Origin of the sequence: Deinococcus sp. Leaf326 (genome assembly GCF_001424185.1) — a bacterium.
Classification (GTDB): Bacteria; Deinococcota; Deinococci; order Deinococcales; family Deinococcaceae; genus Deinococcus.
Window position 1 is genome coordinate 650,208 of record NZ_LMOM01000001.1, and the last position, 21,277, is coordinate 671,484.

Here is a 21,277-nt window from a genome sequence, read left to right on the forward strand (position 1 = left end):
CTCCGGGCGGGCCGGAACGGGGCCGCGCCAACAGGCCCCAGTGTAGGGGTTCGCCGCGCCGCTCAGGCGTCGGCGGCCGGTTGCGTAGCCGGTCCCTGCGGCGCGCCGCCCACGCCCTTCTCGGCCAATAGCGCCGCGAGTCCGGCCTCGTCCAGCACCACCACCCCGAGTTCCTGGGCGCGCGCGAGCTTGCTGCCGGCCTCCTCGCCCGCCACGAGGTAGCTCGTCTTGCCGGTCACGCTGCCGGTCACGCGGCCCCCGGCAGCCTCCAGCCGGGCCTTGACCGCCTCACGCGGCTCGCCCAGAGTACCGGTGAGCACGAAGTTCAGGCCGCGCAGTTGCTCGCCGCGCGTCACCGCCTCTTCCTGGGGGTCGACCCCCGCTTCACGCAGGCGGCGCAGCAGGTCCTGCATGGCGGGGTCGGCCAGTGCCGCCGTCACGCTCTGGGCAATCACGCCCCCCATGCCCGGTACGGCCGCCACCTGTTCGGGGGTGGCCGCGAGCAGCGCGTCCAACGACCCGAAAGCGCGGGCCAGCGCCTGCGCGCCGCGCTCGCCCACGTGGCTCATGCCCAGGGCGTTCACCAGCCGCCACAGTGGACGCGCCCGGCTGGCCTCCAGCTGCGCCAGAACGTTGGCGGCCTTCTTGTCGCCGCCGCGTTCCAGGGCCGCGAGCTGCTCGGCGGTCAGTCCATAGAGGTCGGCCGCGTCCTTCACCAGTCCCTGCGCGAGCAGTTGCGCCACGAGCTTGTCCCCGATGCCGCGCACGTCCATCGCGCCGCGCGATACGAAGTAGCGGATGCGCTCGAAGTTCTGTGCCGGACAGGCGGGGTTGGGGCAGTAGGTGTTGGCGTCTCCCTCGGCCCGCACGGCTTCATGACCGCACACCGGGCAGTGGGTCGGGAAGGCGAAGGGCAAGGCCCCCTCGGGGCGCTTTTCGGGCAACACGCGCATGATCTGCGGAATCACGCCGCCCGACTTGCGCACGACCACCGTGTCGCCCACCCGCAGGTCGAGGTCGGCCACGAAGTCCTCGTTGTGCAGCGTGGCCTTGCTGACCGTGCTGCCCTCGATGAGCCGGGGAGCAAGGTGCGCCAACGGCGCGAGCTTGCCGGTGCGCCCCACGTTGACCGTGATGCTCTCCAGCGTCGTCTCGACCTCCTCGACCGGGAACTTGTAGGCGATGGCCCAGCGCGGCGCGCGGCTGGTGAAACCCGCCTCGCCCTGGAGGTCGAGCGGGTCGAGCTTGAGCACGGTGCCGTCGGCATCGAACTCGAACGCGGCCCGCCCAGCGATCATGCGCGCGTGGTAGTCGGCGGCGGCGGCGATGCCCTCCAAGCGTTCGGAGTAGCGGCTGGTCGGAAAGCCCTGCGCTTCCAACCACGCCAGCACCTCACCCTGGGTGCGGGCAGGCACACCGTCGCGTCTGCCCAGCGCGTAGAAGATCGCCTTCAGGTTGCGGGTGCGCGTCACCTCGGGGTCCTTCTGGCGCAGCGCCCCGGCGGCCCCGTTACGGGGGTTCTTGAGGAGGGGGGTACCCAGCTCCTCGGCCTGCGCGTTGAAGGCGGCGAAGTCGGCGCGCGACATGTAGACCTCGCCGCGTACTTCCAGCTCACCCGTCAGCCCCTCCAGCTTCCGGGGCAGCCCCGGAATGGTGAGCACCTGGGCGGTCACGATCTCGCCCACCCGGCCGTTGCCGCGGGTCGCCGCCCACTTCAACTCGCCGTTTTCGTAGTACAGGTTGACGCTCAGGCCATCAATCTTGAGTTCACCCGTAAAGGCGAAGCCGTCATAGTCGGTCGGCAGGTTCAGCGAGCGTGCCAGTTTCTCTTGCCACTCGCGCAGTTCCTCGTCACTGAACACGTTGTCGAGGCTGGTCATGGGCGTGGGGTGCTCGACCGGCACGAAGGCTGCGCTCGGCGCGCCGCCGACGCCCCCGGTGGGGGTGTCCGCCGTGACCCACTCGGGATGCGCCTCCTCCAGCGCGCGCACCTCGCGGGCCAGCGCGTCGTAGGTGTCGTCGGCGATCTCGGGGGCGTCCTGCTCGTAGTACGCGCGGTTGTGGCGGGCCAGGTCGTCCCGGAGCGCGAGGTAACGGGCGTGCGGATCGGCGTTTTCCTGTGCGTGGTCTGGGGAGGCGGCCTGCGTCATGGCCTCAGCCTAGCACCCGGTCAATCTCCGAAATCTCGGAGATTTTTTAACCTTCGGCAGAATATTCGGCACATTCTGGGCTGCCTGAAGTGCAGCTTAAGCCGCCTGGGGGCCGCATTCTCACGCTCGTCAGGTGAATGGAGGGTTCATTCATCCTTGACCATCCCAAAGTTGCATATACTGTGAAGACGTAGTCCCCTGTACCCAGTCCAAGGAGTTTCCATGAAGAAGATCATGATGCTGGCCCTCGCTGTAACGACCTCGCTCGCCGCCGCACAGACCGTGCGCGTGGGCATGGCCTACGACGCCGGCGGCAAGGCCGACAAGAGCTTCAACCAGAGCGCCTACGAGGGCGCCGTGCGCGCCACCAAGCAGCTCGGCGTGCAGATGAAGGACTTCGAGCCCAGCGACCCCAGCCAGAACATCCAGGGCGTGCGCTCCTTCGCCAAGGAAGGCTTCGACCTGACCATCGGTGTGGGCTTCGCCAACAATGCCAGCATCTCGACCGTCGCCAAGGAAAACCCCGACCTGTACTTCGGATTGATCGACGACGTGAGCACGGTGCCCAACGTCACCAGCCTGGTCTTCAACGAGGAACAGGGCAGCTACCTCGTGGGCTACCTCGCCGCCCTGAACAGCTCGACCGGCGTGCTCGGCTTCGTGGGCGGCATGGACATTCCCCTCATCCACAAGTTCGAGGCGGGCTACACGGCCGGCGTCAAGGCCGCCAACCCTAAGGCCCGGGTCGTCGCGCAGTACGTCGGCACCACCCCGGACGCCTGGAACAACCCGGCGAAGGCCAAGGAAATCGCGGCCAGCATGCGCGGCCGCGGCGCCGACATCATCTTCGCGGCTGCCGGTGGCTCGGGTGGCGGCGTCGTGGACTACATCCGCCAGACCCAGTGCCTCAAGGCCGCGCAGCTGCCCTCGGGCGTGAAGTTCTCCAGCGACAACTTCAAGAACATCGCCAAGAGCACCGGCTACAAGACGGCCTGCGCCGGCAACACGCGCCCGATGTTCTTCATCGGTGTGGACAGCAACCAGAACTACCTCGGCGACTTCGACAAGAACCCAGCCACCATGAACCACGGCCTGACGAGCATGCTCAAGCGTGTGGACAACGCCGTCTACGCCCTGATCAGCGACGTGAAGTCCAACAAGTTCAAGGGTGGCGAGCGCCGCTTCGGCCTCAAGGACGGCGGCGTGGGCTACGCGGTCGACGCCTACAACAAGGCCCTGATCAGCAGTGCGCAGGTCGCCAAGGTCGAGGCCGTCAAAGCCAAGATCATCAGCGGCGCCATCAAGGTCCCCACCAAGTAAGCTCTTCTCTTCGGGGGCGGCTCCTACATGGGGCCGCCTTTTTTGCTGCCTCGCCCCGGTACTGCCCCCGCCCCTACACTGGCGGCGTGACCTCTTCTCCCCTGCCTGTGATCCTCGACGGCGACCCCGGCGTGGACGACGCCGCCGCGTGGCTGCTGGCCTTCGCGAGTCCGGAACTGCGCGTGCTGGGCGTGACCACCACCCACGGCAACGTGGCCCTCGCCCAGACCACTCACAATGCCGGCGTCCTTCTGGCGCTCGCCGGCGAGGCGGCGCGGGACGTACCTCTGTTCGCGGGTGCCGACCGCCCACTGCTACGCGTGCCAGAGGAAGCCCACGACGTCCACGGCCAGAACGGCCTGCCCGCCCATGACCTGCCCGCGCCCCTGCGACCACCAGCGGACGAACACGCCGCCCTGTTCCTGATCCGGGCGGCGCGCGCTGCTCCCGGCGAGATCACGGTCATTGCCACCGGACCACTGACCAACTTGGCTCTGGCCCTGCGGCTGGCCCCCGACCTGGCCGGGCTGCTGCGGGAGATCGTCTGGATGGGCGGCGGCACGGCGCAGGGCAACCGCACCCCAGCCGCCGAAGCCAACGCTCTAACCGACCCGCACGCGGCCGCTGTCGTGTTCGGGTCCGGCATGCCCCTGCGGATGGTGGGGCTCAACGTCACCATGCAGTGCATCGCCGATCCGCAGCGCGTCGCGGCCCTGCGCGCTCCGGGCAACCGGGCGGGCGCGGTCACGGCCGAACTGCTGGAGTTCTACGCGGGCTTCTACCACCGGCGCTATGGCCTGAGCGGCGGCGCCATGCACGACCCGCTGGCTGTGGCGGCCGCCGTACGCCCCGACCTGCTGACCTGGCAGGCCATGCCGGTCACGGTCGACACCGCCGAAGGACCCAACCTGGGCCGCACCGTCTGTGACCTGTACGGCGTGACGGGCGCGCCCGCGAACGCGCGGGTGGCCGTCGGGGTGGACGCCCCCGCCTTCTTTGAGCTGTTCACCGAGCGGCTGGCCCGGCTGCCCTGAGCCGGACCCCCGGCGTCACTCCACAGACACGGCGACCGGCTCACCGCCCGGAAGCAGGAAAGCAAGTAGCTCGCCCGAGGCCAGGTCGGCGATGAGGTAAGGCACGTCGTAGGCCGCGCGGCGGCGATCGGTGTCGCTGGGGCCGGCCGGGCCGCACGGGTGGCTGTGGTACAGCCCAGCAAGGTCCAGCCCCGCCGCGGCCATGGCCCGCAGCGCCCGCAACAGCGCGCCGGGATCGGCCAGATATTCGCTTTCGGGCCGCGCCGAGACGTTCGGCAGCGGATACAGCGCGCGCGCGTGCCACACCGGTCCGGATTCCCCCTCACGCCACAGGCCCCCCAGGGCCCCCACGCACTCCCGCGGGGCTTCCTGCCGGGCGTGGGCCCACAGCTCGGCCGCCACCTGCGCGGGCAGGTGCAGGGCCGGAGAGACACCGGCGTGGGACATGGAGCGGCGGGACACGGGGCAGTGTAGTGCCCACAGGGACAGGCCGGCACGCAGGCCCCTGGCTCTCGGCCCAGCGCAGCAAAATCCCCGCGCGCATCCGCTAAACTGCCCGGTATGGCGAAGGCGGTGAAGGCTCGGAAGGCAGCTCCCCAGGCAAGCCGGTTTGACGGGGAAGCCCTGGGGCTGGTGCTGTTCGCACTGGGTATTTTTCTGGCGGTGACGGTGCTGCTCCCGTCCCCTGTTCCCGACGAGAGTACCGGTCCCGGGGTGATGGACCGGGCACGCGAGTTCCTGCTGGGCTGGCTGGGCTGGGGCGCCTACGCCCTGCCGGTCATCCCGGTGTCCTACGGCGCGCTGGTGTTCGTGGGGCGCGGCGTCCGCGGTCTCACGCGGCGGGTGCTGGGCGGCGTGGTCGTGGTCCTCTCGCTGCTGGCGCTGCACGAGGTGGTGCAGCCGGGCGAGGCGGGGCGGCTCGCGGCCCTGGCCATGGGGCCGCTGGCCGGCGCCGTCGGGTACGTGGCGGCGCTGCTGCCGGTGATCGTGCTGACCCTGGGCCTCGAGATCATGCTGCGCTACGCCCCCCTGACCCTCCTCAAGTCCTTTTTCCGCTGGCTGAGTGTGCTGGCCGGTGGAGCAGGCACCCACGCGCAGGGCCTGATCGAAGCGCGGCAGGGCGGGCGCGACTCGGCCCGCGCGCGGCAGGGCGCCCGCCTGGGCTTCGCGGCGGCGCTGCGAGAACTCGACGCCCTGAGACGGCTCTACCCCCAGGACACTGTGCTTGAGCGGCAGTGGGAGGACATGCGGGCGGCCCAGCGGGGCCTGCGCGGTCAGGACGAACAGGCCCTGGGCAGCGCCGTGCACGACCTCGAAAACTGGGAGGCCATGACCCGGCAGTACGTCGCCAGCGCGGCGCGCGACCTGCGCTCGGCCATCGCCGCCGAGGCCACCCCCGCCGGCGCCGAGGCCGAGGCGATGCAGAAAGAGGTCACGGCCGGGCGACACGAACTCAGTGTGCCGCTGGGCAGCACCCAGGCCAGCGGCGAACTCGAAGTGCTGCGCCGGCGCGCCGTGCAGGACCTCCAGCGCCTCGCCTTCCGGGCCGGGCGGCTGGAGCGCGAGCGCAGGGCCGCCGAAAAAGCCCTGGACAAACCCGACGTGGCCCTGCTGGCCCGCGAGACGAGCGCGCAGCAGACCCGCGCCGAGGGCTGGAGCGAGTTGCAGGCCGAGTGGAGCGCCTGGGCGCAGCAGGCCCGCAGTTACCCGGGCTGGCCGGACCTCGCCTCGTCCTACGACCGCGCGCCCACCGAGGCGGCTGCCGCCCTGGCGCAGGCGCTGCGGACCCGCCCCGAAGCCACGCTGACCGATCAGGCGAACTGGCAGGCGCGCCTCGAAGACGTGCTGGCGGGTCTCCCGATGGACACCGGCCGCAAGACCGGCATCTGGCCGGCCCTCTCACCGGCCCAGCCCAAGCCGGCCGCCGTGGTGGCGACCGCCGCGCCCACCCCGCTTCCCCCTGTCCTCGACTTCGATTTTGCGCTGGGTGATGCGGCTGTGCTCCCGGTTCCTGCCGAAGCCCCGCCGAGGCGCGCTTCCACCTCCAGCCCGCGCCCAGGCGTTCGGGTGACCTCCGCCGCGCCGCTGGGCAGTCTGGAATCGCTGGAACCCGGCGATCTGGGCGACTGGGACGATGACGAGGACATGCCCTTCGGTCCAGTGGGCCGGTCCCCCAGCCCGAACCGGCCGGCGTCCGTCTCCCCCAGCGCGCCCCGCGCTGCCCCGCATGCGGCCCCCTGGGAAAGTGCGGAGCCCGAGGCCCGTCCCCGGCCTACGCCGGGAGCCGCCGTCCAGACGCAGGCTCCCCCGGTCCGGTCCGCCCCCCGCCAGGGCGCGCTACCGCTGGCCCTGCCGCACGACGGCCTGCTCGACCCCCTGCCGCCCACCGCTCTCAACACCACGGCGCTGGACGTGTCGGCCCGTCAGCGCGCAGGCCTCATCGACGAGACGCTGCGGCACTTCGGGCTGTCAGCGCGGGTCGTGGACTTCGCACGCGGCCCCACCGTCACCCGCTACGAGATCGAGCCGGCACCCGGCGAGAAGATCAGCCGCATCGCCTCGCTGTCCAACGACCTCGCCCGCGCGCTGGCCGTAGGCGGCGTGCGCGTCGAGGCCCCGGTGCCCGGCAAGAGCGTCATCGGCCTGGAGGTCCCCAACGCCGAGCGCGAACCGGTGACCTTCCATCAGGCGGCCGACGCGCCGACCTTCCGCACGACGCGCGCCAAACTGCCGATCATCCTGGGCAAGAGCATCGACGGCGAGCTCATGGTCGGCGACCTCGCCAAGATGCCGCACCTCCTGGTCGCGGGTTCGACGGGATCGGGCAAGTCGGTATGCGTCAACACCCTCATCACCAGCCTGCTGTTCAAGTACCTGCCCACCGAACTGCGCTTCTTGATGATCGACCCCAAGATGGTTGAACTGACGCCGTACGACGGCATTCCGCACCTCGTGCGTGCGGTCGTGACGAATCCGGTGGACGCAGCCGGGGTGCTGCTCGGCGCGGTCGCCCACATGGAGCGGCGCTACAAGATGATGAGCCAGGTCGGGGCGAAGAACCTCGAGCAGTACAACGCCAAGATGCGCCAGGTGGGCGAGGTCGAGCTGCCGCACCTCGTGATCATCATTGACGAGCTCGCCGACCTGATGATCACCAGCCCCAAGGAGGTCGAGTCGGCCATCATGCGCCTCGCCCAGATGGCGCGCGCCACCGGGATGCACCTCGTGCTGGCGACCCAGCGGCCCAGCGTGGACATCCTGACCAGCCTCATCAAGGTGAACGTGCCTGCCCGCATCGCCTTCGCGGTGAGCAGCAGCCACGACTCGCGGACCATTCTGGACAGCGTGGGTGCCGAACGCCTGACCGGTCTGGGCGACATGCTGTTCTACCAGCCCGGCCTCGTCAAACCGCTGCGCCTCCAGGGACCGTACATCTCGGAAAACGAGTCGGCGCGCATCACCGAGGAACTGCGCCGGCAGGTCTTCGAGGACGACTTCGTGGAGGCCTACGGCACCGACTTCGACGGCGGTATCGAAGCCAGCGGTCCCAGCGTGGGCGGGTCCAACCTGGATTTCAGCGATCCGCTGCTGCGGCAGGCGGCCCAGATCTGCATCGAGGAAGGCCAGGGCAGCGTGTCGCGCCTGCAGCGCCGCCTGTCGGTGGGGCACGCGCGCGCCGGCAAGCTGATGGACCTGCTCGAAGCGATGGGTATCGTCTCCAAACATCAGGGCAGCAAACCGCGCGAGGTGCTGGTGGGTGAGGCGCAGCTTCCCGAGTTCTTCGGGCGCTGAAGTCGCCTCACGGCTCGTCATCATTTTCGCCGGTGGCTTTATGAGAAAGACATAAAGGCACCGGCGAAAGTCATTTACCAGTTCTGCGGCAATCCCCACCAAAGTTGCAATTTTGGGGCGGGTGGTGTCAATTGAGTGGCGCAGATTCAAAACAGTAAGTTCAATAGAAGAGGTGACGTTGATGAAAAAGCACACTGGCCTGATGACCCTGAGCCTGATGCTCGCCACGCCGGCCCTGGCGGGTGGTGCGGGCGCGCCCGTCAAAGCTCCCGCCGCGACCTGCCGCAGCATCGCGCAACTCGTGATGGCTGACCCCCAGCTCAGCACCCTGGCGACCGCGGTTCAGGCCGCCGGCCTGGGCGCGACCCTCAGCGGACCCGGCTCCTACACCGTGTTCGCCCCGACGAACGCGGCCTTCGCCAAAGTCCCCAGCGACCAGCTCGCCGGCCTGCTCAACGACCCGGACATGCTCAAGAGTGTGCTGCTGTACCACGTGGTCGGCGAGAAGGCCACGGCGGCCCAGATCCGCAGCGTGCGCGCCGGCACCACCGTGCAGGGCGCCGACATCGCCATCATGGTGAACGGCACGCGACTCATGGTGAACAACGCTACCGTCACCAAGGCCGACATCCAGGCATGTAACGGCATCGTCCACGTGATTGATACGGTGCTGATGCCCCCCATGGAAGCGGCGGCCCCGGCCCCCGCACCCGTGGCGGCGCCTGCGCCCGCTCCGGTCGCGGCCCCCGCTGCCGCTCCGGCGCCTGCTCCCGTGCCCGCGACGCCCGTCGTCATTCCCGCGCTGCCCCAGGGCGTGACTACGGCGCCCGCCCCGGTGGCTGCTCCGGCCGAAGCCCCTGCCGAAGCCCCCGTGGCCGAGGCTCCGGTGGAAGCGCCCGTAGTCGAGGCCCCCGCTGCCGACGCCCCGGCCGACACGGCCGAAACCGTCGTCGCCGCGAACACGGTCTATGACGTGCTGGCTGCCGACGACCGCTTCAGCACCCTGCGCGACCTGCTCAGCGACGCCGGCCTGACTGAAACGCTGACCACCGGTGACTACACCGTCTTCGCACCGACCAACGAGGCGTTCGACGCGCTGCCCGAAGGCGTCCTGACGGCTATCGCCAGCGATCCCGAAGCCCTGAAGCAGGTGCTGCTGTACCACGTCGTGCAGGGCCGCGTGACCGCCGAAGCGGCGCAGGCCGGCACCCTGAACACGGTGCAGAGCACGGCGCTCTCGCTGGGCTCGGCCACCCTGGGCGCGGCCGTCGAGAGCGACAACGGCGTCATCTTCCCGATCGATGCTGTGCTGCTGCCCGAAGGCTTCACCATTCCCAACCCGCCCGTGATCCCCGAAGGCACGACGCCGGCACCTGCCCCCGCGCCGGTTGCGGCGGCTACGACTACGGCGACCGCCACGGTCACGACCACTCCCGCTGCTCCAGCGGCGACGGCCACTACCGTCACCAACCCAGCGACTGCGACGGCCGGCACCTCGGCGGGCGGCGCGATCTCGGGTGGTACGTTGGCCCAGGCCCCTGCGGCGACCAGCGTCACGGCCCTGCTCAATAGCGACGCCCGGTTCAGCACCCTGCGTGACCTGCTGGTCAAGGCCGGACTGGCCGACATGCTCGCCAGCGGTGAGTACACCATCTTCGCGCCGACCAACGACGCCTTCGCCAAGCTGCCCCAGGCCACCCTGGACGCCGTGAACGCCGACCCGGCCAAGCTGCGCGCCGTTCTGCAGTACCACGTTGTGGCGGGCCGCCCCAGCACCGACGCCCTGATCACGCAGCAGCTCACGACTGCTGAAGGCACCACGGTGGCTGTGACCCGCAGCGCGGCCGGCCTGAGCATCGGCGGCATGGCGAGCACTCTCGACGGCGGCACGGCCGTCGTGGCGGGCAACAGCAACGTCTTCCCCATCGACACCGTCCTGATTCCCCCCAGCCTGCGCTGAGTCGGATCAACAAAAAGCTCCCATGCCTGAATTTCCAGGTATGGGGGATTTTTTCAGATGTGTCCGGTTCGATACCGACTATGCTCACGGTACGGCCAGATGAGTCCCACACGCTTCCACGTCTTGTCAGAGTTCACAGGAAGAAGGCCGCCTCCAGTTATCGGGGCGGCCTTCTGCTGGAATAGGGTGTTCAGGCGCGGGTGCGGTAGCGCTCCAGCAGCTCGGCCTGAAGCTCGGCGAAGGACACGGCCTTGCGTTCCTTGAGGCCCTCGGGGGTGCGCTCGCGGACGCTGACCGTGCGGTTTTCCTGTTCTTGGTTGCCCACGATGAGCATGACGGGAATCTTGCTCAGTTCGGCGGTGCGCACCTTGGCGTTCATGCGGTTGGACGTCTCGTCGACCTCGGCGCGCAGTCCGGCAGCGTGCAACTCGGCGCGCAGGTCCTGGGCGTAGGCGTTGAACTTGTCCGAGATCGGAATGATGACGATCTGCCGGGGCGCGAGCCACAGCGGGAAGTCCCCGCCGTAGTGCTCGATCAGGATGCCCGTGAAGCGCTCGATGCTGCCGAAGGGCGCGCGGTGGATCACGATGGGGCGGTGGGGCGCGCCGTCCTCGCCGGTGTAGGTCAGGTCGAAGCGCTCGGGCAGGTTGGGGTCCACCTGAATGGTCCCGAGCTGCCACTCGCGGCCCAGCACATCCTTGACCACGAAGTCCAGCTTGGGGCCGTAGAAGGCCGCGTCGCCCGGCTCGACCGAGTAAGGCAGGCCCACCTCATTCACCGCCTCGATGATCTGGCCCTCGGCCATCTCCCAGTAGCTGTCCTCGCCGACGTACTTCGAGTTCTCGGGGTCACGGGTACCCACGCGGAAGCGCACGTCGTTCATGCCGAAGGTACGCAGCACGAGCACCGTCAGGTCCAGCACACTCAGGAACTCGCTCTTGAGCTGATCCGGACGGCAGAAGATGTGGGCGTCATCCTGCGTGAAGCCGCGCACGCGGGTCAGGCCGTTGAGCTCGCCCGACTGCTCATAGCGGTATACCGTGCCGAACTCGGCCAGACGCACCGGCAGGTCGCGGTAGCTTCTGGGCTTGCTGGCGTAGATCCGCATGTGGTGCGGGCAGTTCATGGGCTTGAGCATGTACTCTTCGTCGTCCACCGTGATGGGCGAGAAGTTGGAGTCGGAGTAGTTCTGGTAGTGCCCCGAGGTCTTGTACAGCTCCAGGTTGCCGATGTTCGGCGTGATGACGCCCTGGTAGTCGCGCGCGAACTGCTGCTCCTTCATGAAGCGGGTCAGCTCCTCGCGCAGCACCGTGCCGTTGGGCAGCCACAGCGGCAGCCCCTTGCCCACCAGCGGGTCAATGGTGAAGAGCTCAAGCTCACGCCCCAGCTTGCGGTGGTCGCGCCGCTTGGCTTCCTCGAGGCGCTCCAGGTACTCGTCGAGTTCCTTCTGGGTGGCGAAGGCCACGCCATACACCCGCTGGAGGATCGGGTTGTTCTCGTTGCCGCGCCAGTACGCGCCCGAGGTGCTCGTGAGCTTGAAGGCGCCGGGCAGGCGGCCCGTGTTGGGGAAATGCGGCCCCCGGCACAGGTCCACGTAGTCGCCCTGCGTGTAGAAGGTGACCGGTTCGTCGTCGGGCAGGCCCGAGATCAGCTCGACCTTATAGGGGTCGTAGCCGAACTGTTCGAGCGCGGCAGCCTTGCCCACGTCCCGGCGCGTGATGTCCAGGCCGCGCGAGATGATGTCGCGCATGATCGCCTCGATCTGCGGCAGTTCCTCTTCCTTCAGGGGCTCGGGCAGGTCGAAGTCCTGGTAGAAGCCGTTCTCGATGGACGGCCCGACGCCGCGCTTCACGGCTTCGGCCGGGTAGCCCTTGGCGACGTAGTATTCGCCGACCGCCTGCGAGAGCGCGTGGCCCAGCGAGTGACGGAACAGCGGCGCGGCGTCGGCCGGGTTCTTCTTGGTGATCAGGGTGATGGCCGCGCCGTCAGGCAGCGACGTCATCAGGTCCATGAGGTCGCCGTTGGCGGTGGCCGCCACGGCGTCCTGCGCCAAGCGCGGGCCGATGGCCTGGGCGGCGTCGAGGGCGGTGGCCCCCTGGGCCAGTTCGAGTCGTTTTCCGTCGGGCAGGGTCACGTGCATGGGGGAACACTCCTTGAAAGCATGAAAAAAGCCCGGTCTGACCGTTCTCTGTGGCTGCGGAGCAGCACAACGCCTGAAAACCGTGCGTGGGTTCTCAGGCGCTGGGAGTTCGGGTCAGACTGGGCACAGCCGGATGTGGAGACCACGCGCGGCGCATCACCAGATTGGAGTGATGGGGCGCGTTCTTCATGGCCCCAGGATAGCGGTTCGGCGCGGAGCGGGCAAGGCGGCGCGCCAGAAGGCAGTTCTCAGCGCAGTTTGCTCACCTGACAGCCGCTGCTGGCACACTCACGCAGGCGGTCGTTCAGGAAATTCAGGCGCGTGGTCGTGAACTCCACCGCGCAGTCGGAGAACACCACGCTGCCGCGCTGCGGGTCCACGTCCACACAGTCGCGGTTGCGCTGCGCGAGCCACGCACGTTGGCCCTGGCGCAGAAGCTGCTGCCCGGCGGCGTTCAGGCGGCCCAGCAACTTCTGGTAGGCCACATTGAGTTCGTCGTCGGCACGCACGAGCACTTTGGCGTCGCAGTACACCCGGTCGAAGGACCCTTTCGGAGAGTTGCAGCTCTGCTGCGCATAGGCAGGCGCCCCCAGCGCGAGCAGAGGAAGCAGGGCGGCGGCGGGCCACAGGATTCTGGACATGGTCGGACCTCCTGCCTCTCATTTTAGGGTGCCGGTTCGTGCAGCGCCCATGAAAAACTGCTCCGGCCGTGCCGCTTCCGACTCCTCCGGGACGCCCTTGACCCGCTCCGACAGCACCTGGCGTTGTCAGGCCACAGACGTCACCGGCCCGTCTCTGGCTCTGGGGTTGTCGCCCCAGCGGTTGCGGCCCAGCACACTCCTCTGCGCGAGACTCACGGGAGTTACGATCAGACCAAACAGAAACAGTAGACCCGAGAAGACTCCGGCAGGCGTTCCCACGCTCAAGACGCAGGCCATCAGAAACGCCGCATAGCCCAGCAACCACCAGCCGCTGCGGCCCGTGTCATGCAAACGGCGCACCGTCACGGCCATGGTGGGCAGGGCTATCGCTACCATAAAAAGCCAATACAGCACGGTGCCGACGTTCAGCGACGGTCCCTGGACCTCGATGTCTGGACTCAGGTGACCAGCCAGACGGGCCAGCCCGAAACCCACCAACGCGTTGACGAGCACGAAGGGCCAGTATGCATGGCGGCGGGCACGACCCCCGAATTTGGCGTACTGGCGCAGGACGTTCAGATAGGCGTTCCTGCTCTTCTCCCTGCGGGGGGCGTCCGGTTGTCCGGCCAGCGGGAAAACCCTCCGGCTGCGCGCGGTCCTATCAGGCGTCCACCCCCACGATCTCGGCCACGTTACGCACGCCGTCGCGTTCCAGCAGGGCGTCTAGCCCCCGGTTGATCCGGCGCACCAGCCCGGGTCCCTCGTAGATCAGGGCGCTGTAGACCTCGACGAGGCTGGCCCCGGCCCGCAGCTTGGCGTAGGCGTCCTCTGCGGTGAAGATCCCCCCGACCCCGACCACCGGGACCTGGCCCCGGGTCAGGCGGTACGCCCCGCGAACGAGTTCGGTGCTGCGGGCCGTCAGGGGACGCCCGCTCAGACCCCCGGCCTGCTCGCGGTGCGGGTGGCTCAGGCCGTCACGCGCGAGGGTCGTGTTGCTCACGATCAACCCGTGTGCGCCGGCACCAAGCACCGCGCCCACGCTCGCCTCGAAATCGGCGGGGTGCAGGTCGGGCGCCAGCTTGACCAGCACGGGCGGGCGGCCCAGGCTGCGCACGCGCCCGGCTTCGACCTCGGCCACCACGGCGCAGACCAGCGCCCCCAGTTCGTCCGCCGCCTGAAGTGCTCGCAGGCCCGGCGTGTTGGGGCTACTGACGTTGATCACGAAGGCGTCGGCCACCGCCTGCACGGCCCGCACGCACTTCAGATAGTCCTCTGCGGCGGCCTCGTTGGGGGTGACCTTGTTCTTGCCGATGTTCACCCACACTGGCACCGGCCGCTGGCCCAGGCCTTCGAGCCGTGCCCCCAGGGCCTCTACTCCCCCGTTGTTGAACCCCATACGGTTGATGAGTGCTCCGTCCTGCGGGAGCCGGAACAGGCGGGGGCGGTCGTTGCCGGGCTGCGCGAGGGGCGTGACCGTTCCGACCTCCAGGAACCCGAAGCCCAGCGCGGCGAAGGCAGGCACGGCCACCCCGTTCTTGTCGAGACCCGCCGCCAGACCCAGCGGAGAGGCGTAGGTCTGTCCCCATATCTCCTGACGCAGTCGGGGCGCGGCAGGTGCGCTCAGGGGGCGGGCCAGGGCCGGCCAGCCCGGCACGGCCGACGCCAGCTCCAGGCCGCGCAGGGTGAGATGGTGGGCATCCTCGGCGTCCAGCCGGAACAGCGCGGGCCTGAGCAGATGGCGGTACATCCCTCGCAGGATAAGGCCTGAAGCCACAAAAAACCGCCCCGTGGAAGAGGCGGAGGCGCACCGGGCCCGGCGACCCAGAGAGGGAGGTCTCCGACCTAACGGCTCAGGGGCCCCGCGTACGATGGGTCGATCTGGACGAGTCGGGCGTGCTGGGCACGGTCACTCTCGGCAATCAGGTCAGCGAGGGTGGTGCCGCCCAGCACGTCGCGCAGGGCCGTATCCACCCGCTGCCACAGGTCCTGGGTGCCGCACACATTCTGGTTGTCGCAGACGTGGTCGTTCTCGACACACGACACTGGAGCAATGCTGCCTTCCATCGCCGTGACCACGTCGTAGGCGTTGATGTCGGCGGCCGGGCGCGCGAGGCGGTAGCCCCCATGCGCTCCGCGCACGCTGCGGATGAACCCCGCGCGGCGCAGGTTGCTGGCGATCTGCTCGAGGTAGTGCTGGCTGATGCCCTGGCGCTCGGCCACGTCCTTGAGCGGCACCGCCTCGTCGTCACGGCGGGCGATCTCGATCAGGGCTCGGAGGCCATACTGCGCTTTGGTCGACACCCACATAAGCCCAGTCTACCGGAGAAATCCCGGCAGAATGTGGGGAATTAAAGTCTTCTGTGGATTGGCGGCCCCCGTTGGAGCAGAACCCGCGACGGGAAGACTGCGATTAGATGGGTGGTAATCAGGGACTTGGATTATCTGGAAAGCATCAGCGCCCCGGCCGGGTCCCTTATACCCAATAGGATCACCCAGCACTGAGACTCGGTTCTGAACAAATAACCGGAATGGGTCAGAGCAGCGCGTAGAAGCCCACGTACATGACATCGGCGGCCTGCTGTACGGCCCGCTGCGTCGCCTCGAGCCGCGCGAGGTCGCCGCGCAGATGAGCGAGCATCCGGGCCTGTGCGCGCGTCTGCTCATCGTTCTCCGGATCAAGGGTACTCAGGAGCCCGACCACATCGGTCAGGTCACGTGACATCTCGCTGAACAGGCGGTCGAGCTCCGTCTGGCGGTCCAGCAGGCCGCGCAGGATGTCGGACACCGCGCGGCCCTCTACCGGCGGAACACGGGCGGCCTCCAGGACGGCCAGAACGTCCTGCAACTTTTGTTCTTGCTGGCCCAGAGTCATATGTCAACTTAACCCCTCCGGTGCGGCCCGGCGGGCCTGTCTAAAGATTTGTTCTGTTCGGCAGCCCCTAGAGCTCCGGCAAACAGGGGCCGGCCGCCGCACCTTTTCCAGTGGCTAACAGCAGGGGCGCGGCGCGTGCAGGGCGGGCAAACGCCCCCTGACCGTATGGTAGGCTCGGGAATATGAAGAACACGTTCGCCGTCACCATGACCCTGTTGGTGGCCCTGACTTTGGGGGGCTCCTTCCTGGGCTTCCGGAATGCCACCCACCACGAGGAAGCGGCGGCCGAGGGTCCGGCCAATCCCGGCGCGGCCAGCGCCCCCAGCGAAGAAGCCCCCAGCGCCCAGAGTGCCGCGACCGGTGAGGCCGGCGCTCCCGGCGCGCAGGGCGATGTCAAACAGGAGAACCAGGGCGGCACCCAGGGCGGCGCGAACGGGGCCGTGGCGGCCAGCGGCGGCGCCCAGAACGCGGGCAGCACCGCCCAGGGCAGCGCGGCCACCGACGGCACGAACAACGTCGGGTCCGACCAGGCCACCACCGACAACGCCGCCGGAGCCACCGGCCAGCCCAACGACGACAAGGCGGCGGCCCAGGCCGACACCAACGCGGCGGCGGCGACCGGCGACGCGGGCGCGGGGCAGCAGGTCTTCGCGGGCAACTGCGCGGGCTGTCACGGGCAGGAGGCGTCGGGCGGCATCGGCCCGGCCCTGAAGGGCGAACTGAACCCCGGCAACTGGACAGTCGAGCAGCTCACGACCACACTGCGTGAGGGCCGCGCCCCCAACAAGACGCTCGGGCAGGTCATGCCGCGCTTCACGTCAACGCAGGTCAGCGACCAGGACATCGCCAACCTGCACGCCTACTTCAAGTCCCTGGAATAGGTCCAGTCGGGCCTGCCCTCATGGCTTCGCCGCTTCTCTTGACCACCGCGCCGCTTCCGGCTGGCCCCGACCAGGGCTGGCCGGAGGCGGCGCCCGTTTCTGCGTCAGCCCTCGCCGTGGCGGGCGGTCTGCTCGCGCCTCACGACGGGGGGCCGGCCGCCGACCTGCGGGAGCAGCCGGAACGCTGGGCCCTGCTCCAGGTCATGAGCGGAGCACTACGGCGAGACGTGCCGATGCTGGCCTGGGGCAGCGGGGCCGCGCTGGTAGCCCGGGCACTGGGGGCGCGGGTGCATGCGGGCCGTCCCGACTGGACAGACTGGGCTGAACCACCCACCGGGGCCAGGGTCCACACCTGGGTCAGCCATGCCGGGGACCGCCGTGCCCTGCACTGGGAGGTCGAGCGCGTGACGGCCTGGGCAGGAACCCAGCTCCCGCCCGCGCTGCTGGCAGCCTTCCTGGCACGGCTGGACACCCAGCGCTCGCGCCGCCCAGCCTCACCGCTGGAGGCCGTCGGTGGCGAGGCCGCCCTGCGGGCCGTGCTGTCCGACTTCTACGCCCGCGCGGCACTCGACCCGCTGCTGGGGCCGGTCTTCGCGGCGCATGTGGGCGATTGGCCCGCGCATCTGGACCATGTGACCGCCTTCTGGGTCACGATGCTGGGCGGGACCGGAGCAGACGGCGGTCCAACCTGGCGCGGCAACCTGAACACAGTCCACACCGGGCTGGGCATTCGCGCCGAGCATCTGGCGCGCTGGCTCGTGCTGTTCGGGGAGGCGGCGCACGCGCACCTGCCGACCGAGGCCGCTGAGCTGCTCACGGCCCGCGCCGGGGCGATGGGGGCGCGGCTGGGGGCCGCTGGCCGGCGTTCCTGAAGCCGAACCCGCGCAGGGCGTGCAACCCTCTCCCACCGGGGCGCGTAGTGTGCAGGGTATGGCCCTCAACATTCCCTTCCGCAAGGACGACTCGCTGCCCGGCGGCGTGACCCACCCCACCTGGGTCGTGCTGGACCTGACCGGCGCGTATCCCGAGCGCCAGCCCACGCAGCCCATTCAGGCCCTGCTCAACCGCACCGAGACGGTCGAGGCTCTGGCCGCCCGCGCCGAGAAGCTGCGCCGCGCCGATTGGCTGCACGGCGTCCTCGTGCGCTTCGGCGAGTTCTCGGCCAGCCCGGCGACCGCCCACGCCGTCCGGGGCATCCTGGAGCGGCTCTCGGCCGACAAGCGGGTCGTGGCCTATGTGCCGCAGCTCACCATGACCGCCCTGATCGCGGCGAGCGGCGCGCGTGAGATCGTCGCGCCCGAGTCGGCCGACGTGATGCTCTCAGGCTTCGGGATCGAGCAGACCTTCCTGGGCGCGTTCCTGAAAAAGCACGGCATCGAGTTCGAGAACCTGCGGATCAAGGAATACAAGGCGGCCCTGACCCGGTTTTCGCAGGACCACATGGACGACGCCAACCGCGAGCAGCTTCAGGCCTACGTGGACGGCCTGGAGAGTGCCTGGGCCGCCGACCTCGCCCGCGCGCGCGGCGTGAGCGAGGACGTCGCCCGCGCGTGGCTCGACGACGACCTGACCTCCGCCCAGGCGGCGCTGGAAGCGGGCCTCATCACGAAGGTCGCCTACGAGGACGAGCTCATCGGCCCCGGCACACGGCCGGTCGCGGCGGTGCTCGACCTCCTGATGCCACACAAGCCCGCCAACGCCAAAGCTGGCCGGATTGCCGTCGTCCCGGTAATCGGCAGCATCGTGACCGGCAAGAGCAAGCGCAACCCGCTGCCCCTGCCGCTGGTGGGCGGCCCGATGGCGGGGTCGGACACGGTGGTCGCGTCGCTGCGGCGCGCCAAGGACGACAAGACCACCAAGGCCATCGTCGTGTACGTGAACAGCGGCGGCGGTTCGGCCCTCGCCAGCGACCTGATGTGGCGCGAGATCGCCACGAGCGAGAAGCCGGTGGTCGTCGTGATGGGCGAGTACGCCGCGAGCGGCGGCTACTACCTCGCCACCCACGCACGGCACATCGTGGCCTCGCCGTACACCCTGACCGGCAGTATCGGCGTGGTGACGGGCAAGCCGGTGTTACAGGAATTCAACGCCCGCCAGGGCTTCAAGCCCGAGGGGGTGGGCCGTCCCCGCGCCCTGAAATACAGCGGCGCACGGCCCTTCAGCGCCGAGGAACGTGCCCAGATCGAGCGCGGCATCGAGGAGGTCTACGACCGCTTCACCAGCCGCGTGGCCGAGGGCCGCAAGCTCACTCAGGCGCGCGTGAACGAGATCGGCCGCGGGCGCATCTGGACCGGGCACGACGCCCTGGGTCTGGGTCTGGTCGATGAACTGGGTGACCTGCACACCGGCCTTCAGCGCGCCGCCGAGTTCGCCGGCCTCTCCTACGACGCGCCTGTGTGGAATGCCGCACCCAAAAATAGCGGTCCCTTCCCCGAGTTCGTGCAGGAGGCGGGGCAGGCGGCGTCGCTGGGCGCAGCGCTCGGCGTGTGGCCCTTCGGCCGCGAGCGCGTGCTGACCTGGCTGGACCAGGACATCCGGGTGCGCTGAATTTCTGGGGGCCTGAAGAGAGTCCTTCAGGCCCCCAGCCTCTGCCGTACCGGCAGATACCCTACTGCGCCTCCATCACGGCCACATAGGCGCCGATCTGCCTGCGGATCACGTCCAGGCTGCCCTCCCAGAACTCGGGAGCGTGCAGGTCTATCCCGAAGCGGGCTGCGAGCGTCAAGGGGTCAGCCAGACCGGTCGCCGAGAGCAGGTCGTCGTAGCGGCGCTGGAAGCTGGCCACGTCGCCGGCCTGCCGGGTCTGTTCGTACTGGGCGTACAGCCCCAGCCCGAATAGCAGCCCGAAGGTATAGGGGTAGTTGTAGAAGCCCAGGCTGTAGTAGTGCGGCTTGACGGCCCACATGTAGGGGTGCAGGGTCGCCAGAGCGTCGCCGTAGGTCTCCCGCTGCGCGCCGGTCATGAGGTCACACAGCTCCTGCGGGGTCAGGTCGCGCTCCTCACGCTTCGCGAACACTGCACGCTCGAACAGGAAGCGGCTGTGAATGTCCACGACGACCTGCGCGTGTCCCAGCAGCTGGGTTTCGAGGACGTACAGGCGCTCGGCCCCAGTCGCCGTCTTCAGCGCCGCGTTCTGGATGATCGTCTCGCAGAAGATCGAGGCGGTTTCGGCCAGCGTCATGGGCGTCTCACGTTGCAGGGGCGTGCGCTCCGCCTTGACGAGGTTGTGGTACCCGTGCCCGAGTTCGTGCGCCAGGGTCGAGACGCTGTCGAGGCTGGGGCTATGGTTCATCAGGATACGGCTGGCGTCGCCCGCCCAGCCCATGCAGAACGCCCCGCCCCGCTTGCCGTCGCGCGGCCCGGCATCCACCCAGTCCTCGCGGAAGGCTCGCGCGGCGAAGTCGCCTAGGCGGTCGCTGTAGCCCCGAAACTGCTCCTGCACGAACTCGGCCCCAGCCGCGTAGGTCCATTCGGTCTGCGACTCGCCCAGCGGCGCGAACAGGTCCCACCAGTCGAGCTGCGCCTTGCCCAGCGCCCGCGCCTTGGCTGCGAAGTACCGCCGGAAGTCGGGCAGTGACCGCACGACCGCGCCCTGCATGGCCTCCAGCGTTTCACGGTCGATGCCGTGGGTGACCAGGCTGGGGGCCACCGCGTCGGCGTAGCCCCGGCGGCGGGCCAGGGTGCCCTCCTCGCCCTTGACGCCGTTCAGGGCGGCGGCGCAGACGAGTTCGGCGTCCTGCCACACTCCCAGCTCGGCCTCGTAGGCCCCGCGGCGCACCGCCTCGTCGGGGTCGGTTGCCAGGGCGCGCAGGGCGGTCACGGGCAGCCGCTCGCCCCGGTACTCGCCCGAGAGCTGGCTGGTGTAGTTGCCGTGCAGCTTGCTCCAGCCGCCCGCGCCGCTGGGCCGCAGCCGCGCGGCGAGGTCCTCCTCGGGCGGAGTCATCTGGTGCCGGGCGAGCTCCACACTGCGCCGCAGGAAATACGTGTGGTCGCGGGCCACCGCCGAGGCGGCCAGCAACCGGTCCAGACCCGGGTCGTCCAGGCCGCCCAGCCACGCGGTCAGGCGCGAGCGCAGCGGCCCCAGCGGCAGCGCCAGGGTGGTCAGCTCGCCCATCTTCTGCTGGGCCAGGGCGTCGCGGCTGTCGGTCGAGGTGAAGGCGTTGACATAGACCCGCACTGCCCCCAGCCGCAGCGAGAGGCTGTTCAGACCGTTCAGCACGGTGTCCAGCGCGTCCGGCGTCACCTCGCCGCCCTGGCGTACATTCAGGTGGTCAAAGGCCGCTTCCAGCGCCCCCACGTCCGCACGCAGCCCGGTGAGGTCGGCGGCGAGCTCCGGGGCGTCCAGACCGGAGTACAGATCGTCGGTGCGCCAGCGGGGCATCTCCTGGGCCATAGTCATGCCGGCGAGTGTAGGGCAGGCCCAGGGGGCGGGGGTCAGCAGTTCAGGACGCGGCGGGTTGTCCGGCAGGGCTCAGCGGCTCAGCCAG

16 protein-coding genes are annotated in these 21,277 nt (G+C 69.4%); 7 read left to right on the forward strand and 9 right to left on the reverse strand.

Annotated features, from left to right (window positions below; all coding sequences use genetic code 11):
* Positions 1-62: 62 nt before the first annotated feature.
* Positions 63-2,150 carry an NAD-dependent DNA ligase LigA gene (gene ligA, locus ASF71_RS03225; protein WP_056294658.1) on the reverse strand — a complete coding sequence of 696 codons (2,088 nt, stop codon included), beginning with the start codon at positions 2,148-2,150 and terminating at the stop codon, positions 63-65.
* 222 nt (positions 2,151-2,372) lie between these two features.
* On the opposite strand from ligA, the gene ASF71_RS03230 reads away from it, so the two are divergent.
* Both ASF71_RS03230 and ASF71_RS03235 read left to right on the forward strand, forming a co-directional pair.
* The gene (locus ASF71_RS03230) at positions 2,373-3,470 is read left to right on the forward strand and encodes a BMP family protein (RefSeq protein WP_056294661.1); all 1,098 of its coding nucleotides are present in this window, start codon (positions 2,373-2,375) and stop codon (positions 3,468-3,470) included.
* Between the two features lie 86 nt (positions 3,471-3,556).
* Positions 3,557-4,504 (forward strand): nucleoside hydrolase, encoded by a 948-nt coding sequence (locus tag ASF71_RS03235; protein ID WP_056294664.1) that lies wholly within the window; start codon positions 3,557-3,559, stop codon positions 4,502-4,504.
* A 15-nt stretch (positions 4,505-4,519) separates the two neighbouring features.
* On the opposite strand, the gene ASF71_RS03240 is transcribed toward ASF71_RS03235, so the two are convergent.
* Positions 4,520-4,966 (reverse strand): Mov34/MPN/PAD-1 family protein, encoded by a 447-nt coding sequence (locus ASF71_RS03240; protein ID WP_369814951.1) that lies wholly within the window; start codon positions 4,964-4,966, stop codon positions 4,520-4,522.
* A 99-nt stretch (positions 4,967-5,065) separates the two neighbouring features.
* Between ASF71_RS03240 and ASF71_RS03245 the strand changes: the two genes are divergently transcribed.
* A complete protein-coding gene (locus ASF71_RS03245) occupies positions 5,066-8,296 on the forward strand; it encodes a DNA translocase FtsK (RefSeq protein ID WP_056294670.1) in 3,231 nt (1,076 codons plus the stop codon).
* Positions 8,297-8,477: 181 nt separating this feature from the next.
* On the forward strand, positions 8,478-10,256 hold the full coding sequence (locus ASF71_RS03250; RefSeq protein ID WP_056294674.1) for a fasciclin domain-containing protein: 1,779 nt from the start codon (positions 8,478-8,480) through the stop codon (positions 10,254-10,256).
* A gap of 190 nt (positions 10,257-10,446) precedes the next feature.
* Here ASF71_RS03250 and thrS read toward each other — a convergent pair whose 3' ends face one another.
* From thrS to ASF71_RS03280, 6 genes are all read right to left on the reverse strand, one after another.
* Positions 10,447-12,396 carry a threonine--tRNA ligase gene (thrS, locus tag ASF71_RS03255; RefSeq protein WP_056294677.1) on the reverse strand — a complete coding sequence of 650 codons (1,950 nt, stop codon included), beginning with the start codon at positions 12,394-12,396 and terminating at the stop codon, positions 10,447-10,449.
* Between the two features lie 248 nt (positions 12,397-12,644).
* Positions 12,645-13,037, reverse strand: coding sequence for a lysozyme inhibitor LprI family protein (locus ASF71_RS03260; RefSeq protein ID WP_056294680.1), 393 nt, complete (start codon positions 13,035-13,037; stop codon positions 12,645-12,647).
* Positions 13,038-13,163: 126 nt separating this feature from the next.
* Positions 13,164-13,667: a DUF805 domain-containing protein gene (locus ASF71_RS03265; protein WP_082505336.1), complete on the reverse strand. Its 504-nt coding sequence runs from the start codon at positions 13,665-13,667 to the stop codon at positions 13,164-13,166.
* Positions 13,668-13,698: 31 nt separating this feature from the next.
* Positions 13,699-14,784 (reverse strand): quinone-dependent dihydroorotate dehydrogenase, encoded by a 1,086-nt coding sequence (locus ASF71_RS03270; protein WP_056294686.1) that lies wholly within the window; start codon positions 14,782-14,784, stop codon positions 13,699-13,701.
* Between the two features lie 95 nt (positions 14,785-14,879).
* Positions 14,880-15,344, reverse strand: a complete 465-nt coding sequence (locus ASF71_RS03275) for an Rrf2 family transcriptional regulator (protein WP_056294690.1) — start codon at positions 15,342-15,344, stop codon at positions 14,880-14,882.
* A 226-nt stretch (positions 15,345-15,570) separates the two neighbouring features.
* Entirely contained in the window at positions 15,571-15,909 is a 339-nt protein-coding gene (locus ASF71_RS03280; protein ID WP_056294693.1) for a hypothetical protein, read from the reverse strand.
* 182 nt (positions 15,910-16,091) lie between these two features.
* On the opposite strand from ASF71_RS03280, the gene ASF71_RS03285 reads away from it, so the two are divergent.
* Genes ASF71_RS03285 through ASF71_RS03295 form a run of 3 tightly spaced genes read left to right on the forward strand, consistent with a single transcriptional unit; the run spans position 16,092 to position 19,337 of the window.
* Positions 16,092-16,790: a cytochrome c gene (locus ASF71_RS03285; protein WP_056294696.1), complete on the forward strand. Its 699-nt coding sequence runs from the start codon at positions 16,092-16,094 to the stop codon at positions 16,788-16,790.
* Positions 16,791-16,810: 20 nt separating this feature from the next.
* Positions 16,811-17,662, forward strand: coding sequence for a group III truncated hemoglobin (locus ASF71_RS03290; protein ID WP_056294699.1), 852 nt, complete (start codon positions 16,811-16,813; stop codon positions 17,660-17,662).
* Between the two features lie 58 nt (positions 17,663-17,720).
* Positions 17,721-19,337, forward strand: coding sequence for a S49 family peptidase (locus ASF71_RS03295; RefSeq protein WP_056294700.1), 1,617 nt, complete (start codon positions 17,721-17,723; stop codon positions 19,335-19,337).
* A 61-nt stretch (positions 19,338-19,398) separates the two neighbouring features.
* Here ASF71_RS03295 and ASF71_RS03300 read toward each other — a convergent pair whose 3' ends face one another.
* Positions 19,399-21,189 (reverse strand): M3 family oligoendopeptidase, encoded by a 1,791-nt coding sequence (locus tag ASF71_RS03300; protein WP_056294702.1) that lies wholly within the window; start codon positions 21,187-21,189, stop codon positions 19,399-19,401.
* Positions 21,190-21,277: the final 88 nt, after the last annotated feature.

Excerpts from the sequence above, each read along its gene's own strand:
- thrS (WP_056294677.1), bottom strand. The coding sequence starts at position 12,396 with ATGCACGTGACCCTGCCCGACGGAAAACGACTCGAACTGGCCCAGGGG.
- ASF71_RS03245 (WP_056294670.1), top strand. The coding sequence starts at position 5,066 with ATGGCGAAGGCGGTGAAGGCTCGGAAGGCAGCTCCCCAGGCAAGCCGG.
- ASF71_RS03275 (WP_056294690.1), bottom strand. The coding sequence starts at position 15,344 with ATGTGGGTGTCGACCAAAGCGCAGTATGGCCTCCGAGCCCTGATCGAG.
- ASF71_RS03300 (WP_056294702.1), bottom strand. The coding sequence starts at position 21,189 with ATGACTATGGCCCAGGAGATGCCCCGCTGGCGCACCGACGATCTGTAC.
- ASF71_RS03230 (WP_056294661.1), top strand. The coding sequence starts at position 2,373 with ATGAAGAAGATCATGATGCTGGCCCTCGCTGTAACGACCTCGCTCGCC.
- ASF71_RS03260 (WP_056294680.1), bottom strand. The coding sequence starts at position 13,037 with ATGTCCAGAATCCTGTGGCCCGCCGCCGCCCTGCTTCCTCTGCTCGCG.
- ASF71_RS03290 (WP_056294699.1), top strand. The coding sequence starts at position 16,811 with ATGGCTTCGCCGCTTCTCTTGACCACCGCGCCGCTTCCGGCTGGCCCC.
- ASF71_RS03295 (WP_056294700.1), top strand. The coding sequence starts at position 17,721 with ATGGCCCTCAACATTCCCTTCCGCAAGGACGACTCGCTGCCCGGCGGC.
- ligA (WP_056294658.1), bottom strand. The coding sequence starts at position 2,150 with ATGACGCAGGCCGCCTCCCCAGACCACGCACAGGAAAACGCCGATCCG.
- ASF71_RS03250 (WP_056294674.1), top strand. The coding sequence starts at position 8,478 with ATGAAAAAGCACACTGGCCTGATGACCCTGAGCCTGATGCTCGCCACG.
- ASF71_RS03285 (WP_056294696.1), top strand. The coding sequence starts at position 16,092 with ATGAAGAACACGTTCGCCGTCACCATGACCCTGTTGGTGGCCCTGACT.
- ASF71_RS03280 (WP_056294693.1), bottom strand. The coding sequence starts at position 15,909 with ATGACTCTGGGCCAGCAAGAACAAAAGTTGCAGGACGTTCTGGCCGTC.
- ASF71_RS03270 (WP_056294686.1), bottom strand. The coding sequence starts at position 14,784 with ATGTACCGCCATCTGCTCAGGCCCGCGCTGTTCCGGCTGGACGCCGAG.